At 44.1% G+C, this 21692-nt stretch carries 25 protein-coding genes; 20 read left to right on the top strand and 5 right to left on the bottom strand.

Going from position 1 to position 21692, the window contains the following annotated elements; genetic code table 11:
- Positions 1–110 precede the first annotated feature (110 nt).
- Both ACOV1R_RS12165 and ACOV1R_RS12160 read right to left on the bottom strand, forming a co-directional pair.
- Complete coding sequence (locus ACOV1R_RS12165) at positions 111–1544, bottom strand: DHA2 family efflux MFS transporter permease subunit (RefSeq protein ID WP_003643514.1); 1434 nt, start codon at positions 1542–1544, stop codon at positions 111–113.
- Between the two features lie 332 nt (positions 1545–1876).
- On the bottom strand, positions 1877–2293 hold the full coding sequence (locus ACOV1R_RS12160; protein ID WP_003645549.1) for a hypothetical protein: 417 nt from the start codon (positions 2291–2293) through the stop codon (positions 1877–1879).
- A 130-nt stretch (positions 2294–2423) separates the two neighbouring features.
- On the opposite strand from ACOV1R_RS12160, the gene ACOV1R_RS12155 reads away from it, so the two are divergent.
- The 7 genes from ACOV1R_RS12155 to ACOV1R_RS12125 all read left to right on the top strand — a co-directional run bounded on the left by ACOV1R_RS12155 (position 2424) and on the right by ACOV1R_RS12125 (position 9738).
- Complete coding sequence (locus ACOV1R_RS12155) at positions 2424–2696, top strand: hypothetical protein (protein WP_003642973.1); 273 nt, start codon at positions 2424–2426, stop codon at positions 2694–2696.
- A 197-nt stretch (positions 2697–2893) separates the two neighbouring features.
- A complete protein-coding gene (locus ACOV1R_RS12150) occupies positions 2894–3322 on the top strand; it encodes a CopY/TcrY family copper transport repressor (RefSeq protein ID WP_003645550.1) in 429 nt (142 codons plus the stop codon).
- Between the two features lie 319 nt (positions 3323–3641).
- Positions 3642–5681, top strand: a complete 2040-nt coding sequence (locus tag ACOV1R_RS12145) for a heavy metal translocating P-type ATPase (RefSeq protein ID WP_003645551.1) — start codon at positions 3642–3644, stop codon at positions 5679–5681.
- Positions 5682–5777: 96 nt separating this feature from the next.
- The gene (locus tag ACOV1R_RS12140; RefSeq protein WP_003643511.1) at positions 5778–6764 is read left to right on the top strand and encodes a choloylglycine hydrolase family protein; all 987 of its coding nucleotides are present in this window, start codon (positions 5778–5780) and stop codon (positions 6762–6764) included.
- A gap of 278 nt (positions 6765–7042) precedes the next feature.
- Positions 7043–7720: a VIT1/CCC1 transporter family protein gene (locus ACOV1R_RS12135; protein ID WP_003645552.1), complete on the top strand. Its 678-nt coding sequence runs from the start codon at positions 7043–7045 to the stop codon at positions 7718–7720.
- A gap of 25 nt (positions 7721–7745) precedes the next feature.
- Complete coding sequence (locus tag ACOV1R_RS12130) at positions 7746–8444, top strand: VIT1/CCC1 transporter family protein (RefSeq protein WP_003642968.1); 699 nt, start codon at positions 7746–7748, stop codon at positions 8442–8444.
- Positions 8445–8829: 385 nt separating this feature from the next.
- Positions 8830–9738 carry a DMT family transporter gene (locus ACOV1R_RS12125; RefSeq protein ID WP_015379496.1) on the top strand — a complete coding sequence of 303 codons (909 nt, stop codon included), beginning with the start codon at positions 8830–8832 and terminating at the stop codon, positions 9736–9738.
- A gap of 186 nt (positions 9739–9924) precedes the next feature.
- Here the strand turns inward: ACOV1R_RS12125 and ACOV1R_RS12120 are convergent, their stop codons facing one another.
- Both ACOV1R_RS12120 and ACOV1R_RS12115 read right to left on the bottom strand, forming a co-directional pair.
- Positions 9925–10383 carry a GNAT family N-acetyltransferase gene (locus tag ACOV1R_RS12120; protein WP_003642966.1) on the bottom strand — a complete coding sequence of 153 codons (459 nt, stop codon included), beginning with the start codon at positions 10381–10383 and terminating at the stop codon, positions 9925–9927.
- A 326-nt stretch (positions 10384–10709) separates the two neighbouring features.
- Positions 10710–11348, bottom strand: coding sequence for an SDR family oxidoreductase (locus ACOV1R_RS12115; protein ID WP_003642965.1), 639 nt, complete (start codon positions 11346–11348; stop codon positions 10710–10712).
- A gap of 164 nt (positions 11349–11512) precedes the next feature.
- Here ACOV1R_RS12115 and ACOV1R_RS12110 point away from each other — a divergent pair, with 164 nt between their 5' ends.
- The 11 genes from ACOV1R_RS12110 (at position 11513) to ACOV1R_RS12060 (ending at position 18194) form a co-directional block, all read left to right on the top strand.
- A complete protein-coding gene (locus ACOV1R_RS12110; protein WP_003642964.1) occupies positions 11513–11656 on the top strand; it encodes a hypothetical protein in 144 nt (47 codons plus the stop codon).
- A gap of 211 nt (positions 11657–11867) precedes the next feature.
- A complete protein-coding gene (locus tag ACOV1R_RS12105; RefSeq protein WP_015379495.1) occupies positions 11868–12224 on the top strand; it encodes a hypothetical protein in 357 nt (118 codons plus the stop codon).
- 95 nt (positions 12225–12319) lie between these two features.
- Positions 12320–12763: an Hsp20/alpha crystallin family protein gene (locus ACOV1R_RS12100; RefSeq protein WP_003642962.1), complete on the top strand. Its 444-nt coding sequence runs from the start codon at positions 12320–12322 to the stop codon at positions 12761–12763.
- 232 nt (positions 12764–12995) lie between these two features.
- Positions 12996–13502, top strand: coding sequence for a putative immunity protein (locus ACOV1R_RS12095; RefSeq protein WP_003643507.1), 507 nt, complete (start codon positions 12996–12998; stop codon positions 13500–13502).
- A gap of 34 nt (positions 13503–13536) precedes the next feature.
- Complete coding sequence (locus tag ACOV1R_RS12090; protein ID WP_015379494.1) at positions 13537–13902, top strand: hypothetical protein; 366 nt, start codon at positions 13537–13539, stop codon at positions 13900–13902.
- 67 nt (positions 13903–13969) lie between these two features.
- On the top strand, positions 13970–15070 hold the full coding sequence (mutY, locus tag ACOV1R_RS12085; protein ID WP_003643506.1) for an A/G-specific adenine glycosylase: 1101 nt from the start codon (positions 13970–13972) through the stop codon (positions 15068–15070).
- A gap of 89 nt (positions 15071–15159) precedes the next feature.
- On the top strand, positions 15160–15483 hold the full coding sequence (locus ACOV1R_RS12080; protein ID WP_003642958.1) for a hypothetical protein: 324 nt from the start codon (positions 15160–15162) through the stop codon (positions 15481–15483).
- Between the two features lie 269 nt (positions 15484–15752).
- Positions 15753–16127, top strand: coding sequence for a DUF488 domain-containing protein (locus ACOV1R_RS12075; protein ID WP_003643505.1), 375 nt, complete (start codon positions 15753–15755; stop codon positions 16125–16127).
- Between the two features lie 207 nt (positions 16128–16334).
- On the top strand, positions 16335–16739 hold the full coding sequence (locus ACOV1R_RS12070) for a Spx/MgsR family RNA polymerase-binding regulatory protein (protein WP_003643504.1): 405 nt from the start codon (positions 16335–16337) through the stop codon (positions 16737–16739).
- A gap of 170 nt (positions 16740–16909) precedes the next feature.
- Complete coding sequence (locus ACOV1R_RS12065) at positions 16910–17329, top strand: MarR family winged helix-turn-helix transcriptional regulator (RefSeq protein WP_003645556.1); 420 nt, start codon at positions 16910–16912, stop codon at positions 17327–17329.
- Between the two features lie 4 nt (positions 17330–17333).
- Entirely contained in the window at positions 17334–18194 is an 861-nt protein-coding gene (locus ACOV1R_RS12060) for an NmrA family NAD(P)-binding protein (protein WP_003645557.1), read from the top strand.
- Positions 18195–18398: 204 nt separating this feature from the next.
- Here ACOV1R_RS12060 and ACOV1R_RS12055 read toward each other — a convergent pair whose 3' ends face one another.
- Positions 18399–18899 carry a phosphatidylglycerophosphatase A family protein gene (locus ACOV1R_RS12055; protein ID WP_003645558.1) on the bottom strand — a complete coding sequence of 167 codons (501 nt, stop codon included), beginning with the start codon at positions 18897–18899 and terminating at the stop codon, positions 18399–18401.
- Positions 18900–19088: 189 nt separating this feature from the next.
- Here ACOV1R_RS12055 and ACOV1R_RS12050 point away from each other — a divergent pair, with 189 nt between their 5' ends.
- On the top strand, positions 19089–20003 hold the full coding sequence (locus tag ACOV1R_RS12050; protein WP_015379492.1) for an alpha/beta hydrolase: 915 nt from the start codon (positions 19089–19091) through the stop codon (positions 20001–20003).
- Between the two features lie 287 nt (positions 20004–20290).
- Positions 20291–21673 (top strand): amino acid permease, encoded by a 1383-nt coding sequence (locus tag ACOV1R_RS12045; protein ID WP_015379491.1) that lies wholly within the window; start codon positions 20291–20293, stop codon positions 21671–21673.
- Positions 21674–21692 lie beyond the last annotated feature (19 nt).

Here is a 21692-nt window from a genome sequence, read left to right as displayed (position 1 = left end):
AACCTTTTCTGCCCATAGAAAAACTCCTCCTTAGGTAGGCAAGCTTTGATTATTTGCTTGTCTACCCAAAGAGGAGTATATCCAACAGCGCTAGTTTTGATTAATGACAGTTAGTTAGTCGTTTTTTTAGACAAACGGGTTGCAAGCAACAAACCGGCGAGCGCTAAAATAAACGTAAAGTAGAACCCGTAATGGGCACCGTTGACGAACGCGCTAGCAGCTTGATGACCCCCATTGGCGTAGTAAGAAGCTTGGCCAATGCCTAATAAGCTCGTTGCAATCGCGGTTGAAATGGCACCAACGACTTGCTGTAGTGTGTTCATGATTGTACTACCATCGGCGGCAATTGGTCCCGTTAAGGAATTTAAACCATGCGTCTGTGAAGGGGACATCGCTAATGGCGCCCCAATCATTAAGATAACGTGGGCCAAAATAACGTACCACGTTGCACTCTGCGTGGTTGTCAGTGCCAACATGAGGGCACCAACCATTGAAATCAAGAACCCCAGCATTGCTGGAGTGCGGGCGCCAATCGAGTCATATAAGCGACCCGAGACGGCCGACACAATTGCGTTCATCAAGCCACCGGGTAACATGATGACCCCAGTCAAGGCAACGGGAATCAACAGCCCCTTTTGAATGTACATTGGGAGTAAATACATGGCTGATAAGATAATCCCAAAGTTAATCATAACGAGGCATGCGCCAACCCGAAAACCAGGGATAGCAAATGTCTTAAGGTTCAGAATTGGCGATTCCATGGTGAGTTGTCGATGGGCATACCAAGCCAGAATAACCAGTCCCAAAATTAAGGCACCTAGTACAGCGGGCGACCCCCAACCTTGATCACTAGCAAGACTAACGCCAACAACAAGGCTACCAAAGCCAACCATTGAAAGTAAAATGGATAAGAAGTCCACTTTCGGCCGGGTTACTTTCGCAATGTTTTTAAGTGAAGTGACGGCAAAGATAAAGGCAATAATCAAGAATGGGATAAAGAGCCAAAAAATCCACCGCCATGAAGCTAGTCCTAAGATGGCTCCAGCAATCGTTGGACCCACGGCCGGTGCGAACATGATGACTAAACCGACCATCCCCATAGCTGCCCCTAATTTGTAGGGTGGAAAAATCTGCATAGCCACGGTAAACATGAGTGGTAAGATCAGGCCAGTTGCGATACCTTGAATCATTCGACCGAATAATAACACGCCAAAGCCAGGCGCTGAAGCCGAAATAATCGCACCAACGGCGAAGTCAATCAGGGCAAATAAAATCACTTGGCGGGTCGTAAACCATTTGGTAATTAAGCTTGAAAGTGGAAGGACAATCCCAATCATAAGCATGTAACCGGTTACTAGCCATTGCACAGTTGCCGTTGACACGTGTAGCTGAGCCATCAATTGGGGGAGGGCAATGTTCAGTGATGTTTCACTAAACATCCCAACAAAACCACCAATTAACATCCCCATCATGGCTAGCATGGGATGGGCAACGGGAACGCGGGCCCGTTGTTTAGCTTGCGGGCTACTTTGTACTGAATCCATTATATTGTTCACACTCACTTTCCTGAATACAATGGGTTAGCATACCAGAAAATTATTTTTTTCGTAAGTGTTTTTTCTGAAAAAAGAGGATTGATTTACGGTAGTTTGAAAACCATCACTCAACTAGTGCGTCTGTGACTGCAATTGTCGGCAGTTTCATTGAGCGAGAAAGGTAGCACGTAATGGTTGTTAAAATAGTGTTTTTGTATGTAAATAGGCCACCTCAGTGTCAAACTAAGGTGGCCTATTATAGGTGGTTGCTAAGCAAAATCAGGTCTGCAGGCGGATCAGTTATGTTCAACAATCGTTATGTTTTCATCCAAGCACGATGGTTACACTTTAGCTTCGAATTGGTGTCCACATTGGGGGCAAGTTATCCGAACGCGACCATGATGACGCGGAATCCGAATCCGTTGGTGACACTGTGAACAGCGGAAAAAGCGGTATTGCCAATGCTGCTTGACCTGGTATTTTAAACGGCTGAATGGGCGAATAATCGGTGACCAAAAGCGCTGAAAGCCGCGATTGATCGCAACTTGCTGATAAATCTTTTTAGAGAACAAACGCCAGTAACTAATACCGATGAGCATCACGGCAATTAAGAGTAGCCACCCGGTGCGAATGAAAAAACTGATGACGATCAATAGTAAAGCGAGATTGTTTAAAAAGCGGTTTAACGTATCGTTTTGACCGTACCGCCCACGCATCCATGATCGTAGTCGCTGTAATAGTTTTGAGTTTGGTTTCAAATGCTGAACCCCCGTCACTAAAATAATTAATATTTAGTAGCATAACATAGTTTTTCAACAGATAAATAATACCTGTTTGTGCCACTAACGGTGTATACTTAAGCATATTACAGTAAATAGAGGGAAAAACATGTCAACACAATCACAAATCACGCAAACGCAGGTTCTCGATGCTATCAGCCGTGCGGCACTGATGTTGGAGCGCCAAGACGCAGCGCAAAGCGGGTTACAACTGTTGCTCAATGAATTTCGGCGGAGTTTATTGCAGACGAGCGGACAGGCCGCCACGACGGTATTGTATCACGGCAAAATCAAGAGTTACCTATTACAACATCCGAGCAATTATCCAGATAGCGTCGCGGCGTTATCATCATTATTAGATCATTTTGTTGCGGCTCAGTAATTAGGGCCGTTTTTTTGCGCCAATCAAGTTATTAACCTAACTAGTGATGATTTGGGTAGTGGTTAATGGCAGTCAATGTTGTTATTAGAAAGAAAATTGCGCTATGCTAGATGGTGAACCATGCGAGAGTGATAGTTGCTTTTTTACGTTTACGGTTGTAAACTACAGTTAATTTAATTCGAAGGGTGGTCAAACCATTGGAAGCACAAACTAAAATTGAAATCAGTGATGCCGAATGGGAAGTCATGCGGGTTGCTTGGACGTTGGGCAATGTCACGAGTAGTCAGGTCGCTGAGATCATGGCGGATAAGATGGGATGGAAGACAGCAACGGTCAAGACACTGCTTGGACGGCTCGTCAAAAAAGGTGCGTTACGTGCTGAAAAGAATGGTCGAGCGTTCAATTATTATCCAATGGTTGAGGAACAGCCATCGATGGATGAGGCCGTGGGCACCCTCTTCGGTCATTTATGTCAGATGCGCGTTGGTCAAACGTTGGTGGACCTTGTTAACCAAACGGAATTGAGTCAAACGGATATCGCCGCTTTACAGGCAGTATTGGCTGAAAAAGCCAAGGATGCGCCAGAAATGGTGGACTGCGATTGTGTGCCGGGGACGCGGTGTTAATGTGGTTATAAACGAATATTGAAATAACACTGAATGTCATGTTTGGATTTTCTTAATCTGAACATGACATTTTTTGAGGGAAATGATCTTAAAGATACTTGGCTAACTGAACATGGGGCATTCGTGCAGGCCTTAATCGGAACCATCAGTTATAGTGCGCCTAATGGAAGGGACTTACTTTCAAGATAGGATACTCAGAAAACAGATGAATGGCGACAAAAAGTCAAGAAAGTGTTTTTCTTGACTTTTATCGTCTACAATTGTAAACTTTAGCCATAAATTACAGATGTAGACAATCCGACTAGGGGAGGTCGCTATTATGAAAGACATGGATATGCAACACATGGCGCACCATGATTCAAATGACATGGGCGATATGGATATGGGTAACGGTGAGATGATGCACATGGGCAATCTCAAGTTGAAGTTTTGGGTAGCGTTAGTTCTGACGATTCCGATTATCATTATGAGTCCGATGATGGGGGTCAATTTACCATTTCAAATCGTTTTTCGGCCATGGTCCGATTATATCGTCGCAATTTTAGGCACAATCCTGTTTCTATACGGTGGGCAACCGTTTTTCAGCGGTGCCAAGGCGGAGGTCAAAAATCATAAGCCTGCCATGATGACGTTGATTACAATGGGTATCAGTGTGGCGTACGTTTACAGTATCTATGCTGTGGTTGCCAATGACTTGTTAAATGCAAAACCAATGGTGACCGATTTCTTCTGGGAACTAGCGACTTTGATCGTCATCATGTTGTTAGGCCACTGGATCGAGATGAATACGGTCATGAATGCGGGATCGGCGGTAGATAAACTAGCAAAACTGTTACCAAGTACGGCACATAAGTTAGTTGATGGGCAGGTCCATGACGTGGCAATTGCTGATCTAGCTAATGGTGATCAAGTTCAGGTCCGGGCTGGTGAACAAATTCCAGCTGACGGCACAGTGTTAAATGGTGCGACTAGTGTGAATGAAGCGATGGTTACTGGTGAAGCTAAGTTAGTTGAAAAACGCGCTAAGGATCAAGTTGTGGGTGGTTCAGTCAATGGTGATGGGACGTTTGAGATGAAAGTCACCGGGACTGGTGAATCCGGATACTTAGCCCAAGTCATGAAGTTAGTCAGTGACGCACAGGCGGCCAAATCGTCGCAAGAAAATATGGCGGATAAAGTGGCCGGACTCTTGTTCTACGCTGCCTTGACCGTTGCAATCGTTGCCTTTATCGTCTGGTTACTCGTGGGCAATCTGGCGTTAGCACTATCAATTGCGGTGACAGTGCTCGTGATTGCTTGTCCTCACGCTTTAGGATTGGCAATTCCATTGGTAGTGGCACGGAGTACGGCGATTGCGGCCAGCCACGGGTTACTGATTCGTAATCGGGATGCGATGGAACAAGTCAAAAAGTTGAACTACGCGTTGATGGATAAGACCGGGACATTGACAGCTGGTAACTTTAAGGTCGCTGATTATCAAAGTATCGCCGACCGGCTAACTGCGGACGCAGTCTTGGCGATGATGGCCGGTTTGGAAAATGGCTCTAGTCATCCCTTAGCTGTCGGAATTCTTGCTGCCGCTAAGGAACATCAGTTAACCCCTAAGGTTAGTCAGGATGTTCATCAGATTACTGGTGTCGGGTTAAGCGGCACGATTGATGGGCAGACGTATCAGATCGTTTCGGCAGCTTACTTGGATAAACAAAATTTAGCCTATGACCAGCAAACGTTCAATCGACTGGCAAGTGCCGGTAACTCAGTCAGTTTTTTGATTCAGGAGCAGACAGTCTTAGGTTTTGTCGCTCAGGGTGACCAGATCAAGCCGGAAGCCAAGAACTTGATCGATAGTTTGAAGGCCCAAAACATTACCCCAGTAATGCTAACCGGTGATAATCCGCAGAGCGCCCAAGTCGTTGCTAAGCAGCTCGGAATTACAGAAGTGCATGCGGGTTTATTGCCCGAAGATAAGGCTAAGCTCGTTCAACAGTATCAGGCTGATGGTAGCCACGTTATGATGATTGGCGATGGTGTTAACGATGCCCCTAGTCTGGCCCGGGCAGATATTGGCGTTGCCATTGGGTCTGGGACTGACGTTGCTATTGATTCTGCTGATATTGTTCTCGTTAAGAGTAATCCAAATGATGTGGTCGATTTCTTGGCTCTGGCCCGGCGAACGACCCGGAAGATGGCGCAAAATTTATGGTGGGGTGCTGGATACAATGTCATCACAATCCCCTTGGCTGCTGGTATTCTCGCACCACTCGGCTTTATTTTGAACCCGATGTTTGGTGCGGTAGTGATGTCATTAAGCACGGTAATCGTGGCAATTAATGCGATGACGTTACGATTAAAAGACTAAGGCAAACTGATTGGCGTAAATTAATTTGTGCAAATGTGTGTTTATAATGGGTTTAGATGCTAGAATAATAGTATTTAAATCAAGGATGTGAAACCCATGTGTACTAGTTTAACGATTCAAACCACGGCGGGTGATCAGTTTTTAGCACGCACCATGGACTTTGCTTTTGAACTTGGTGGTCGACCAGTGGCAATCCCACGGAATCACCACTTTGACAGTGTTACCAATGCGGACGGTTTTGATAGCCCGTATAGCTTTGTTGGAACGGGCCGTGACTTAAATGGCTATATCTTTGTCGATGGTGTCAATGAGCACGGGGTCAGTGCTGCTGCACTCTATTTCTCGGGACAAGCTCACTTTACTCAGCAGACTAAGGCTGGCAAGGTTAACTTGGCACCCCACGAAGTTTTAATGTGGATTTTAGGAAACGTGAAGAGCACCGCTGAATTAGGCGAACGGATTGCTGACTTGAACGTGATGGAAGCCGCCGCACCACTATTGAATATTGTGGTACCACTACACTGGATCATTAGTGACAAGAGTGGTTCTACTTACGTCTTAGAATTGGAAAATGACGGTGTTCACTACATGAAGAATCCGGTGGGCGTCATGACGAACACACCAGATTTTGAATGGCATCTCAAGAATTTGAGTAATTACGTCAACTTACAACCCGGCCCTCATCCTAGCCGTCAATACGGTGACATGACGGTGAATCCTTTCGGTCCTGGAACTGGGGCGTTGGGAATGCCTGGTGACTATACGTCAGTTGCACGCTTCGTTCGGACGGTCTTCATGCGTGAACATACGGATGCAGTAACGACTGATGCAGAAGCTGTCAACGCATTATCACACATGCTGAACTCAGTGGAGATTCCTAAGGGCGTTAAGATGCAAGATAACGGGACGCCAGATTATACCCAGTACCGCGCCTATATGAGCATGAATGAACCAGCATTTTACATGCAACCATACGCGGATCAGACGATTACGCGGGTCGAATTGACACCAGCTTTAATGACGGCCGCGCAACCGACTGAATTTGAATTAAAGACAACCCAACAGTTCCGGTTAGCAAACTAAGTTGGAATATATTAGGGTCAAAATATGAAAGCAGCACCGTTAGCATTTTATGCTAACGGTGCTGCTTTTTTTGATTCTAGGCAGAATAGCACTTTCAATGACCTATAATAATTATTCAAATTAACTTTAATAATTAAATGGTGGTACACTATATTATAGTTTAGGGATACATAACTTATACTCGATAATGATTACAAATAAGCCTTGCATTTTCTTTCTGAAAGATATAATATTTACTAGGTAATAATGATTATAAAGTATCTACGGAGGCGGCAAACATGAAAAAAAGAATGTCTTTGGCACAGCGGGTTAATATTTTGCGAGCAAGTGTCATGGGAGCGAATGATGGAATTCTATCAGTTGCCGGCATTGTTGTTGGCGTTGCGGGGGCAACCACCAATAGTTTTTCGATTTTAATATCTGGACTAGCCGGGATGTTGGCTGGGACGATTTCAATGGCCATGGGTGAATACGTCTCCGTGAATACGCAAAAAGATTCACAAAAAATGGCGATTACTAAGCAGAAGGCAGCACTTGCCGATGATTATGAAGCAGAAGCGTCGCTAGTCGTACAAAAATATGTCGATCAAGGAATCAGTAAACCGTTGGCGCAACAAGCAACCCGGGAAATGATGGCGGAAGATGCGCTGACTACGACGGTGCGTGAACGCTATGGTTTCAATCCGAACCAGTTCATCAGTCCGTATGCGGCTGGTATTGCGTCGATGATTGCCTTTCCCACTGGCTCAATTTTGCCATTAGTTTCGATCACCTTTTTCCCACCACGGGTGAAGGTGTTAGCAACGGTGTTGGCTGTCGGAATTGCATTAATGATTACGGGATACGTTGCGGCGATGCTGGGTAATGCTAATCGTCGGCGCGGAATGGTTCGTAACGTCGTTGCCGGGTTATTGACGATGATCGTAACGTACTTTATTGGTCACTTATTTGCTTAATTAAAGGGTCAAGGGGAGCGAGCTTATGCAACTGACAAGGACAAAGTCTGAGAAGACCAAACAAACGATGGATGAGAAGTTAAACTCATTACGAGCAGGTGTCTTAGGTTCTAATGATGGTATTTTAACCGTTGTGGGGGTGCTGTTTAGTGTGGCGGCCGCCACGACTAATCAGTTCACGATTTTTATTGCTGGATTATCTGATTTATTAGCCTGTGCTTTTTCGATGGCGTCAGGAGAATATGCTTCGGTCAGCACGCAGAAGGACACTGAAAAAGCCGTGGTTGAAAAGGAGCGGCAATTGCTGAAGACGGATTTTGAGGGTGAATTGCATGCTGTTCAACGCCACTATATGACTCTTGGCGTGACGGAAGAGACGGCGATGGCGATTGCACGCGATTTATTAACTAAAAAACCATTGGCAACCGTTGTCAGCATCAAATATGATATGCAACTAGGACACTATATGAATCCTTGGGATGCAGCGTTTGCATCGCTATTCTCAGCGTCAGCAGGAGGCGTCTTCCCGTTGCTCGCGATGACGTTTGCACCGGCTCATTGGCAGTGGCCGGCAACAATTATCGCGGTGTCCGTTGCCGTGGCCTTAACAGGATATTTATCGGCCGTATTAGGTAAGGGCAATGTGAAGACGGCGGTGATTCGCAACGTGCTCGTTGGGATCGTGACGATGTTCATTCACTACTACGTTGGGACGCTCTTTTAAGTACTTCTGTCTTGGTCAGTTCGGACTAGGGATTGTCAACAGTGAAACAATAGCTAACCAAACGGCACTTGAAGTACGGTGTGCTGGAAACGGCATCAGTATGGGCGCAAATTGTTAGGATCGGTACGAACTTAAATAGCACTGGGGCGGGCAATTACTGTAGTTACCTGCCCCAGTGCTATTTAGTTGAGGGCGGTTTCCGTGTAATTGCGCACAATTAGTAATAAAAGTTCGGATTTATCGTTGCTTATAGATGATAGAACTTGATTATGATAAAGATTACTGAATCTTCCTAAAAAACAACGCTCGATTTTCAGTGAGTTTTAATTAAGTCTCGGTATAATATTGCCATTAATTAAATTGAGGTAGAGCGAAATTGAAAAATATGACAACTAACCGTTATATGAAGGGCATCATGTGGGCGATGTTGGCCTCGACCCTGTGGGGAGTCTCAGGTACAGTGATGCAGTTCGTATCACAAAACCAAGCCATCCCGGCTGATTGGTTCTTATCTGTAAGGACGTTATCTGCTGGAATCATTCTGTTAGCGATTGGATTTGTGCAACAGGGTACCAACATCTTCAAAGTCTTTAGATCTTGGGCGTCGGTTGGACAATTAGTGGCATACGCGACAGTGGGATTGATGGCGAATATGTATACTTTTTACATCAGTATTGAGCGCGGAACAGCCGCTGCCGCCACTATTTTACAATACTTAAGTCCTTTGTTTATTGTACTAGGAACGTTGCTGTTTAAACGGGAACTGCCTTTACGGACTGATTTAATTGCGTTTGCGGTCTCCTTGTTGGGGGTGTTTTTAGCAATCACTAAGGGTAATATTCATGAGTTGGCGATTCCGATGGATGCACTCGTCTGGGGAATCCTTTCGGGGGTAACAGCGGCCTTGTACGTAGTCTTGCCGCGAAAGATTGTAGCCGAAAATTCACCGGTCGTGATTCTTGGTTGGGGGACATTGATTGCGGGAATCCTATTTAATTTATATCACCCAATTTGGATCGGTGCACCAAAAATTACACCAACGCTAGTGACTTCAATTGGCGCCATCGTTTTAATCGGGACGATTTTTGCTTTCTTATCGTTGCTACATAGTCTACAGTACGCGCCGTCTGCGGTGGTCAGTATTGTTGATGCCGTCCAACCAGTAGTGACTTTTGTACTAAGTATTATTTTCTTAGGCTTACAAGTGACATGGGTCGAAATCCTCGGCTCGTTATTGGTGATTGTCGCGATTTATATCTTGCAGCAGTATCGGAGTGATCCGGCTAGTGATTAGTTGTAATGATAGTTATCATTTTTGTTTAGTGAGGGCCCTTGAATAAGGGCTCAGCAGGACTTGACCATTTGTGAAATGACCAAAAATAAAAGCTGCGTGTCAGAATTTTAACATTCTGATGCGCAGCTTTAATCATAATTTGAGTAGATTAAAGTTATCTTGGGGGACGATGGTTGGTAAGTTGTGCTACGCCAACACCAGTTTCCGGGCGGGGGCGTGCATTTTAATAACTTCGGCACCCAGGTCAATATAAGGCTGACCTTCCGCAATCAATCCGAACTTCTCGTAAAACTTCTGGGCGTGCGTTTGGGCATCGATTTCAATGGTGGCGGCGCTGTAATGCACTTTAAGAATTGCCATGACGTGATTCATGAGTTGCTTGCCAAGGCCCGTCCCACGATAGCAACTGTCAGTCGTTATCCGGCCGAACGAAACGACCCCAGCATGTTCGTAAATTCGTGCATAAGCGACGAGTTGCCCCTGATCGTAGGCGAAGACGTGACGCGCGTCCAAGTCAGTATCATCAGGGTCTTGGTAAGACCGATCTTGTTCTTTAATAAAGGTCTTGGCACGAAGTTGATAAATATCGTGCAGTTGGGTGGTGGTTAGACCATTAAATTGCTTAACGTACCATTTCAAATTCAAGTGAAAGCCTCCTTGAAAACTGAAGAATATCGCCAGTTATTTTCAAATTGAGTCTATAATTTAACACTTGTATTTTTGACCGTCAATTGCAAAGACCCGCGATTTATCAATGGTTACAGGTATTACTTTTGATGAAAAAAACATGAGAACGGATTGCTGGTTATACCAGTGAATTGATAGCTTGATTATCAGTCATCGTTAGTTAACTGTCTAGATATTATCATTTTTCTCATAATTTGATGGATAATAAAAGAACCACCACGCATTGCCTATTGTGGTGATTCTGGTTGATCTTTAAATTGTTTTTTTGACGGCCTGGTAATTAATTAATACCAAGCAGGTTTGTCACCATCGGTATTAGGTTTGTTAACACCTAAAGACGTGCGAATGTTACTTGTGGGATCTTGGGTTAATTTAACGACGAGTGCCGCAATGCTCTTACGAGAAACTTCAGTTCCCTTAAACGGATCGTGTCGCTGGGTTATTTCGTAGTCGATTTCGTCCTTATTAGTCAACCACGCAGGGCGAATGATTGTGTAGTCGAGATCGGAATTTTCTAGGACTTCAGCCGCGGCGTAGTAGCGCGTCAGGTAGCTACCCAACGTTGCGTTGTTCCATTGACCGAACTTGCCGGGAACTTCGTCATAGATCCCTAAAGTTGAGATCCAAATGAGCCGTTTGAGGCCGCTGGTATGCATGGCTTTTAACACGGTTTCAGCCTGCTGTTTGATGTTTTGACCAGCCAAATTAGCATAAACGACATCTTGTCCCGTCATCGCCTGGGTTAATTTGGCTTCATCAGTCGTATCACCATCGATAATCGTCACCCGGTCAGATTGTTGGTCTGCGACCCGGCTACTATTACGTAAGTAAAGTGTCAAATTATCAGTTGTGTTGGCTAAAAATTGCTGTTCGGCTAAACGAGCAATTTGGCCCGCAGCCCCTAAGATCAATACATTTGTCATATAATCCCCTCCTGAACATATTAACTGTAAACTTAATTATTACAGAATTCAAGTAAGCAGTTTCAAAAAAGTTAAGCAAATTTGTGCCACTTTTTGAATTTAGACTTATAATGAACATGTAGCGAAGTTGTACTTCGCTGTCCAAGATAAAAGAGGCGATAATCATGGCACAAAAGCTTAGCAAGGAACAAAAAAAGGCTATGATTCAAAAAGCCGAAGAAGAACGTGCAAAGCATCCAAAGAAGAAGAGTGGCGTTTCCGGTTTCGAAACGATCGATGAAGATGCTAAAAAGTTATCTAATAACTAATAATTAGCGTGATTCTTCAGTTAGGGCGAGACATTGGTCGCGCCCTTTTATTTTGTCCAAAATGAGTGCACGGGATCGCCTGGTGATGATTGACTGGTTCGAGCAAAATTGCAGTTGGCACGGAGACTGATGGTCGGTTGTTAGCAGTGCTATGACAGCCATCCATTTGAATAGCTGTCACAGCAGTCTTGCAGTATAATAGCGGTAATTAATGATGGGGGTGACGCAAATGGATCAATTTACAGTGTTTATGGCGCAGCTTGATAAGACGTTGGCACAAGAGCAATTATCGTCTACTGATCTGGTGTACGTGCCAGTAACCTTTAGCTTCCATAATCAGCGCTTACAGGTTGCCATTAATATGCTCCAAACTTCATTTAATCAGGGTAATAATGTATTTGGGGTGCCTGATATTCTGGATCGAATCAGAATGTTGGTCGGTTTGGAATTAGCTGATCGCCCGCAGTCTCGCTGGCCTACGAAGATAACGACCCAGCAACTAACAATCACGCCACATAAAATGGTCAGGGTGATCCCAGTTGATATGCGGGCATATCAAGTGGAGTGATTTAGCACTCTAATACGGAGAGTGCTAAATTGTTGCAATCTTGATGAAAGTGCTTATTATTAATGATGTAAACAAATTGAAAGGGTGATTTCATAATGGCTAACGATATGATGAATTGGCACAATGATTTATTTGATCGGTTGAATGACTGGACTAAGATGGACGATTTGGTTAATGGATTCGGTCGGACATTCTTAAATGCTGGTAGTCATGGGTCGGTCCTAAAGACTGATATTAAAGAAAATGACGATCAGTACACGATGAAAGTCGATGTTCCTGGAATCGATAAACAGAATATTGCCTTGAAGTATCGGGATGGCACATTATCGATTGCTGTAAAACGCGATAGTATTAGTGATGAAAGCGATAAAGATGGTAATATTATCGCGAGCGAACGTCAAACTGGTCGCTTTGGCCGGCAGTATTCTTTACCCGACGTTGATGTTGACAAGATCGAAGCACGATATGAAAATGGGGTGTTGCAGTTAACTTTGCCAAAGAAGGCAGCTGCGGATACCCATCATATTGAAATTCAGTAATGGTTTATATGACGACTTGCCGCGATTGGTGGCAGGGCGTCTTTTTATTGTATTTATAGTGGATGAAACGGTTACAAAAATTTGTAAATTTTTGATGAAATCTGGAGTCAGATACTCACATCTTTGCTGGATTTCTGGTACAATTTAATCCTATCGATATATCAATTGAACTGAATATTGATAATGATAGGATATGTTTGTTGTCGGATTTGTAAGAAAGTAGGAATGCGTGATGACGGAAGGTTTTAGACCGAGTCACCCTAAGATTGAGATTGACGATGATCCTGGAATACGGGCTCAAATCGAAGCTTTGACTGGTGAACTCTCACAACAACAATTGGCTAAATGGGCGTTAATTATCGCCAAGAAAGCCTTGCAGTATGTTGATAACCAACAGAAATATGATCGACAATTGCGACTCGCAATTGATGCTAATGAATTGTGGCAAGTTAATCTTGTTAGTGGCTACCAGGTACGGCAGGCACTGGCACGATTGACTAAGTTAAGTGCAACGACGACGAGTTCCATTGGTGCGGCGGCACTGGACTGCGTTCGCTGGGCCGTAGCTTCCGCAGATGCGGATGAAAATGCGCTGCGGGCCTCGGACCAAGCAATTAAATTGGTTAATTTAACGCAACCAAATGACATGGTTGCGGTCACTGCCGAGCGTCAGTGGCAGTACGATCAGTTAGCTGGATTAGCAGCTAACATTCAGCAGGGGTTACGCCGTATGCTATAATCTTCACAGAGATTAAATTAGGTGGGGATATTTTATGGCAACGGTACATGCAGAAGCAAAGGCGGAGTTGTTACGTCAGTATCAAGAAATTGTAACGAAGTATTTAACGAATATTTCGGAAACAGTGGACGTGAAGGCGCATTTTGAATTAAAAAACGAACCAGGATTTAATTATTTTGTGGATTATTTGTTTTTAGCCAATGTTTGTTACCAAGCGAGTCTGGATATTTTGAATAATGAAGATCAAAAATATCCAGATATTAATAAGCGGCTAGCAGAGGTCATCTTAAAATACCCCGAGTATTTGACATTGGCCGTTTTCAATGCCGATTTCCAGGATGAAAGTGTGACGGATCACTACGAAAAAACACTCGTAGATTTGGCTAACACTTTGGATTAATTTGTAAATAAGGTGGTCACGAACTTCGGATAGACGAAGCCTCGTGGCCTTTTTTGGAGGGTTAGTAATGATTGAATGGGATGCGGCAACAATTAAAGATTTTCAGACGACGCTATTAGATTGGTTTGATCACGAAGGCCGCGATTTACCATGGCGACATGACCATGAGCCTTACCACGTCTGGGTCTCTGAAATTATGTTACAGCAGACGCAGGTTCAAACTGTGATTCCTTATTATCAGCGCTTTATGGCACTTTTTCCAACGGTAGCGGACCTAGCTGCCGCACCTGAGTCACAGTTGTTAAAGGCGTGGGAGGGCCTGGGTTATTATTCACGTGTCCGCAATATGCAACGGTGTGCCAAACAATTGTTAACCGATTACGATGGACAGTGGCCTCAAACTGCCGCTGAGCTGACGGAGTTGATTGGGATTGGCCCGTACACTGCAGGAGCGATTGCCAGCATTGCGTTCAATGAACCAGTTCCAGCTGTGGATGGTAATGCCTATCGCGTCTTTAGCCGGTTGCTCAAGATTGACGCGGATATTGCGAAGCCCCAGACCCGCGCTGTTTTTGAACGGGTAATCAGTCAGATTATTTCACAAGAGCGACCTGGAGATTTTAACCAGGCGATTATGGACCTCGGTTCAAGCTACATGACAGCGCGGCAACCAGATACGGCTCATTCGCCGGTCAAACGCTTTAATCAAGCTTATTTGGATGGGGATGAGTTAGCCTATCCGGTCAAGACGAAGAAACCGCGGCCCAAGCCGGTTGCTTACGTGGCGGTATTAGCTAAGATGCAGGATCAGTGGTTGATGACGAAGCGACCGAGTAACGGGATGTTGGCTAATTTATGGACGGTTCCCTTGATTCCGATTGCAGATTTAGACTTAGATGATGATTACCAACCTGAAGAACTAGTTACGGCGGTAGAAAATTATTTTAAACGTGAATATCAGCTCCAGCTAACGGCCCATTATCTGACCGGGCGGCCTGTGACCCATACGTTTACGCATCAGAAGTGGACCATTCAAGGTTTGAGTGGTCAAGTTGGGTTAAGTGACTTAGCCTACTTTGCTGGTCAGACCTTTACGTTGATTGAGCGGCAGAAACTTCCAATGCCTAAGGTTCAAGAAAAAATTTTTGCACGCTATTCAATTGATTAATTCAGTCAACATTAAATACTTTTCACCCTTCAGATGTGCTATGGTTGTGGTAGAATATAGCAAATCAATATTGTGACGGAGGGTCGCGCATGTTAAATGTATTTGATATCGTTAAGTTAACAAAGATAGACCATAAAGAAGTCGACAGTAATCAAGTGGTTGTTACAGATGGTAACGGTAAGCCCAATGCGATTTTGACAGAATTATTGAATGATGTTGTGGGAAATATGCGGATCTTTATTAACATGGAAGATGTTTATTCGGTCGATGACTTAATGCGCGCATTGGCCGCCCATACGCCATTGCCACAAGATGTCTTAGAAGAATATGAAAAGGTATTGCGGGAACCGATTTATAACATTAATTTTGTGCCGAAAAGGGGCCAAGTTGAAGTTGTGATCGGTGAAGGCTAACGTGATTGTCATAATCATGATAAGATGTTAGTCAACTCATTGTGATGAAAATCAGGGCCATTCGTGGGACCTGATTTTTTTGTGCTGAATTGATGATAGTGGCTGTCACGAGGACTGATCAATATGTGGTTGCGGGAAAGTGTTGGTTCGATTTAACGATACCGGCACCTGCGTTATAATGGAGTCAACTTATGGTCATGAAATGTGATAGGTTATTGTAAATGGTCATAGATTGTTTACCGCATCGTACGATAGGAGGAGTGCTCATTATGCAATTAAAATTAGAACGGATTTACACGAAACCAGTTGATACGGATGGTTATCGGGTGTTGGTAGATCGCTTGTGGCCCCGGGGTATTTCGAAGGTTAACGCTCAGTTGGACAATTGGGTAAAGGAAATTGGCCCGTCGACCACGTTACGTAAGTGGTTCAATCATGAACCGGCGAAATATCCCGAATTTGTCGATCGTTACCGGGCTGAATTGGATGAGAATCCCCTGACGGCCAGCTTTATTAGTCAAGTTGCTGAACAACTGACGAAGACGAATGTGATCTTATTGTTCGGTGCCAAGGACGAACAACATAATCAGGCAGTGGTACTGCGTGATTACCTGAAGGATAGTGGTCAATTACCAACCGCTTAATATAAATTGCGTAATATTGGTATAGATGAAATTGGGATTAGGCCTGCAATAAACTGCACTCATCAAATTATTTTAATTATTTTTTGAAAACGCTAGCAATTAGCTGCGAATTTTGCTATGATTATGTTGTTAATTAATGACGTCAACTATTACAGTGCACAATAATGGGGGCTGCATTGTTAGGCAAGCAAGATTGGGGATAATTTTATGATAAACTTATGTGTGTTACCAAGTACCGCAAGTTGTCGCAAGGCCCACCGGTGGTTACTCGAACACCGGATCCCGTTTCATGAACGTAATATGAATGCACAGCCGTTAACGGAGACTGAAATCAAGCACCTGCTACAGTACACGTACAATGGCATTGATGATTTGATCAGTACTAAGTCCAATGCTTATCACCAACTGAGTAAGACGACACCGATTGAAGATATGCCATTAAGCGAAGCTGTTCGGGTATTAAGCCAAACACCGCAATTATTGCGGCGGCCAATTATTTTTGACGATCACCGACTTCTGTGCGGCTTTAACCAAGATGAGATTCGGATGTTTATTCCACGTGAACAGCGCGTACTCAAGATGCAAGCAATGTCAGAACATCAGATGGCTTAAAATGATCGGCTTATGAGTTGATGCCGTGTTTTTGGGGCGAAACATTATAAAACAGTACTACTTACTTGCCAGCATAAACTGATTGACACAGTTAAGCGGTACTGTTTTGTGTGTAAATTGACAAATTATAGCTATTTAGTTAGTATACTAACTAAATAGCGGAGGATGAAATGGATAATATTGGTTATTTACTAATGCAGTTTTCCAAACAGTTACGTTATCAGCTAAATCAACGGCTAATTGCTAACGGATTGACGATTCAACAATGGGCTGTGATGCAACAAATCAGTCTTTGGGTCGAAAGAACGGCGCAACAGCCGACTGCCAACCAGCTGTGCCACGTTCTCGATATGGACCGGCCGACGATGTCAGGAATTCTTCGACGCTTAGCTGCCAAGCAATTGGTTGAACAGGACGTTAATCCAGCGGATCAGCGAGCAAAGCTACTACGCTTGACCCAAGTTGGCATACAAGAATTGCAGGCCGGTCAGCGTATTAGCGATCAGGTCGTTGCGACGGGGCTTCAGAAATTGACGGCTGCTGAAAAACAGTCTTTAAGACAACTGTTAAAAAAACTAGGGAGCAATTAATAAAATGAAAATACTGGTGATAGGTGGGACGGGAAATATTGGCTTACCGTTAATTCAATATCTAGATCAACAGGTGGGGGTGCAAGTTGTTGCTGGTGCCCACAATTTGCATAAAGACGAGCAACTATTGGCTGCGTATTCGGATGTTGAAATTCGACGCTTTGATTTTTTGGACGAGACGACCTTTGATGCGGCGTTACGGGGAATCCAAAAGGTTTTTTTCGTGCGGCCACCACAACTTGCTAAACCCAAGCAAGATATGTGGCCCTTCCTAAAATGCTTACAAGCACACCACATTGAGCAGGTCGTATTTGTTTCGTTGATGGGTGTTGAGCATAATCCAATGACGCCACATCATCAAATCGAGCAGATGATCGAACAGTTACAGTTACCGTACACATTCATTCGACCGAGCTTCTTTATGCAAAATTTGAATACCACGCATCGCGTCGACATTCAGCAAAATCACGATTTGTTTATCCCAGCCGGGCGGTCGAAGACGAGTTTTATTGATACACGTGATATTGGTGAGATTGCGGGCGTGGCGTTACTAGATACACAATATTTACAACAGAAATTGACTGTGACTGGTCCAGAAGCGTTGACTTATCAGCAAATTGCGGCGCTAATGACTGAATCCTGTGGTCACCCGGTAACGTATCATCGACCGAGCTTATGGCGGTTTCGCCGCGTGATGTTGAAGCGGGGAATCAAGAAGGACTATGTTAATGTTATGGTAATGCTGTATTTGATTACCCAGTTGGGCAATGCTAAACGCGTGACCGATACGGCTGAAAAAGTGCTGGGTCACGCCCCGCATACGATGACAACTTACTTACGAGATTATGCAGATCAGTTACAGTAGTTAGGTCGAGGAGTAGGCATGTCATTTGGCAGTTGTGGGTTAATTTAGTGGTGAGCATGGTCAACAAAAAAACAGTTACCTCATTTTGAAGTAACTGTTTTTTAGCGGACATATCCAGTACAGACTAGCTAATTCAAGCAAACAGGCATTGAAGTAGGATGTCTGCTGATTTTTATAAGCGATAACGACTAGCAAATACAATGCTTAGGCATACTTATGTGCAATTTTAGCCGCAACGGCCGCCGCAATCGCACCAACTAGGTCATCAATAAACGTGTTAACAACGCCTGACTTATCAGTATCTAACTTCTTAATGACGCCTTCTTTAACTTTATCCACGTAACCATAATTAGTGACGCCGATGGTGCCGTAAATATTCGCCATATTAAGTGCTAAGCCTTCATCAACACCGAAGACGCCGGCGTCACTGGCAATGATAGATTGGAGCGGCTCGTTTAGCTGGCCTTCTGTGGCAAGTCGGTCGAGTTCTAACGCAACCATCGCATTGTTCAATAGTTCGCGCTTGTGCAGTACTTCTTGCGTCTCCATTTCGCACTCTTCGATCGTTAAGTTAGGGACGTATTTTGTTTGTAAGTTATAAGTGATATGCGCAATTTCATGATAAGTAATCCCTTTTGAGGCTAAGGCTTGAATGACGAACTCATACGCAGCCTTATCAGGATATTTAAACGTTGGTTTTTCCATAGTTACCCTCCAGAAATAAACAATTTGAGTAGGTTAGTTATTTAACCTAGTAAGTCCATTATAACGAGATGGGGGGCTAAAGAATATGATTTGGGTTCAATATTCGTTGGTGCGGGTTAAAAAGGCGATTGTTGAAAACGATGACTGGTTATTTTAATTGAAACGCGTAAAATAAGACTGTTAAACATAATGAAGGGTAAGATAATTTTGATGAAACGTTGGCGAACGGTGATTCAATTGTTATTGATTGTTTTTGTTATCGGTGCGGCTGTGATTTTAGTTGGGGCCCGGAATCATGATACCAAGATTACGAAAGTAACGAGTCAATTGACACCGCGTTCTGCACGAATATTAAAGAATCAATATGACCAGTCAAAGACAGCGACGGTCTTTTTACATGGCTACAATGGTGGGGCGTATTCGACGAACTATCTGATTCGTAAAGCCGAAAAAGCGGGGGCTGCCCAAAAAGCGTTAGTGGTGCACGTGTACAAGAATGGTGTGATGGCCTTTAAGGGTTATTGGCAAAAGTCAATCAAGAATCCGATGGTTCAAGTTGTTTTTCAAGATAATCACGCTTCACAAAAAGCCCAGATTTATTGGTTACACCAAGTCTTAGTCCAACTAAAAGCGAAGTATGGCGTCAAAGCTTATAATGCGGTTGGTCATTCCCTCGGGGCCAATGATATTGTCAATCAGGCATTGAAGTATGGGCATGACAAACGCTTACCAACGTTGAATAAAATCGTGACGATTGGCGGACCGTTCGATGGCCTGACCGGGTTTCTGAGCACGCAGACGGAAGCAACGGTCCGGCGCTTGGATGTTAAACCAAGTCGTTTCACGAAGCATTTTTCAGAAATGCTCAAGTATCGCCACAATTTTCCAGACAACGTGAAACTACTCAATGTCTATGGAGATACAAACACGGGGTATAACAATGATGGTTTTGTGGGTGTCGCTTCAGCGCGCTCAATTCGGTACTTGTTGCGCGGAAAATTAACACAGTATCAAGAAGCTTTCTACAGTGGGGAACAGGCGGCGCATTGCGCGTTGAATCAGAATCCAAGTGTCGCTCACAAGATGATTGCCTTTTTGTGGTAAGTGTTATTGTGTCAGGATGGGTGCATTAAATAAATGAGGTCGTTCGGGTAAATGCTCGGGCGGCTTTTTTCGTAGCGCCAAATTAGGCGGTCAAACGCAGAAACTACAGCTTTGGTGACGTTTTCAATAAGGAAGACAGCTTTAGAAAACAAAGTATTGCGACCTATTCGTCGTTAAAAACAGGGGTTAACAGTTAAAAATCGCAATTAAGTGAAAGCTAGAGCGTGCTATAATGACACAACATTAAATTTTAACAACAAAGTCATTAAAATTTGTGGAGGGGTCTTATGAAAATAACTAATGCTGATGGCACGATCCGGGCGCTTAGTAACCGGCATGTCCAAATGATTGCAATTGGTGGCACGATTGGGACAGGATTATTTCTTGGTTCAGGGAGTACGATTTCAAAGACGGGACCGTCAGTCATGTGGGTGTACTTGGTGTTGGGCTTCTTCTTCTTTTTAATGATGCGGGCAATTGGTGAGATGTTCTATTCTGATCCTACCCAACACACATTCGTGGCGTTTATTTCCCGCTATTTGGGACCGAGTGTTGGTCATTTTACAGGGTGGACCTATTGGATCGGTTTGATTTTTGTCTGTATGGCTGAGCTGACGGCTACGGCAACGTACGTCAAATTTTGGTTACCAAATGTCCCCGCCTGGCTAATTGAGATTAGCTTCCTGTTAATTTTGGCGGGCGTTAATTTAACGGCTGCACGGTTATTTGGCGAAGCAGAGTTCTGGTTTGCGATGATTAAGATCGTCGCAATCGTTGCACTGATTATCACTGGTATTTTCATGATGGTGGGACATCACCCAACCCCATTAGGCCAGGCTTCAATCGGCAATTTGTTCCATAATTATCAGGTCTTTCCCAATGGGCTAGCTAACTTTATCTCGGCATTTCCAATGGTCTTCTTTGCTTTTCAGGGCATTGAATTTGTCAGTATAACGATTGGTGAGGCCAAGAACCCTCACCGCGTTATCAAAAAGGCGGTCAATGAAACTTTGTTGCGGATCTTGTTGTTTTATATTGGTGCGTTAATTGTCATTATGGGCATTATTCCGTGGACATCACTGTCACCCGATAGCAGTCCGTTTGTGCAAGTCTTCAAGTTGGCAGGATACCCAGCAGCGGCCGCCATCATTAACTTTGTCGTCTTAACATCGGCAGCCTCATCGCTAAATAGTTGTTTGTTCTCAGCTGGACGTCACTTCTATCAGCTAGCCACTGAAATGCCAGTTACGAGTCGCATGCACCAAATCTTTGGTCAGATTTCGAAAAGTGGTGTGCCAGCAGCAGCAATCGTGTTGTCCGCGATACTAGTGCTAGTGACCCCCATCATGAGTTTAAGTGCTGCAACAACGGCAGTTTTTACCGTCGTGACCGGGATCTCTAGTGATATGTACCTGATTGTTTACACGCTGGCGATGCTGGCCCACCGGAAGTACCGGCTATCTAATGACTATCTGGCGGATGGGTTTAAGATGCCGGCGTACCGAATCACGAGCCCACTGACGATTGCCTTTTTTGTTCTCATTTTTGCCAGTCTATTCTTCATTCAAGCTGATATTGTCGGTGCAATCGGTGCGATTATTTGGACGTTACTATTTGGTGGCATCACTTTTGCCCACCAAGCGCGCTTGCGAGCTGTAACACGGTCGTAATCTTAAAATGAGAATTATA

Origin of the sequence: Lactiplantibacillus sp. YT640 (assembly GCF_049745435.1) — a bacterium.
Classification (GTDB): Bacteria; Bacillota; Bacilli; order Lactobacillales; family Lactobacillaceae; genus Lactiplantibacillus; species Lactiplantibacillus plantarum.
Note: the sequence above shows the minus strand (reverse complement) of the source record. Positions and strands in the feature narration are given on the sequence as shown.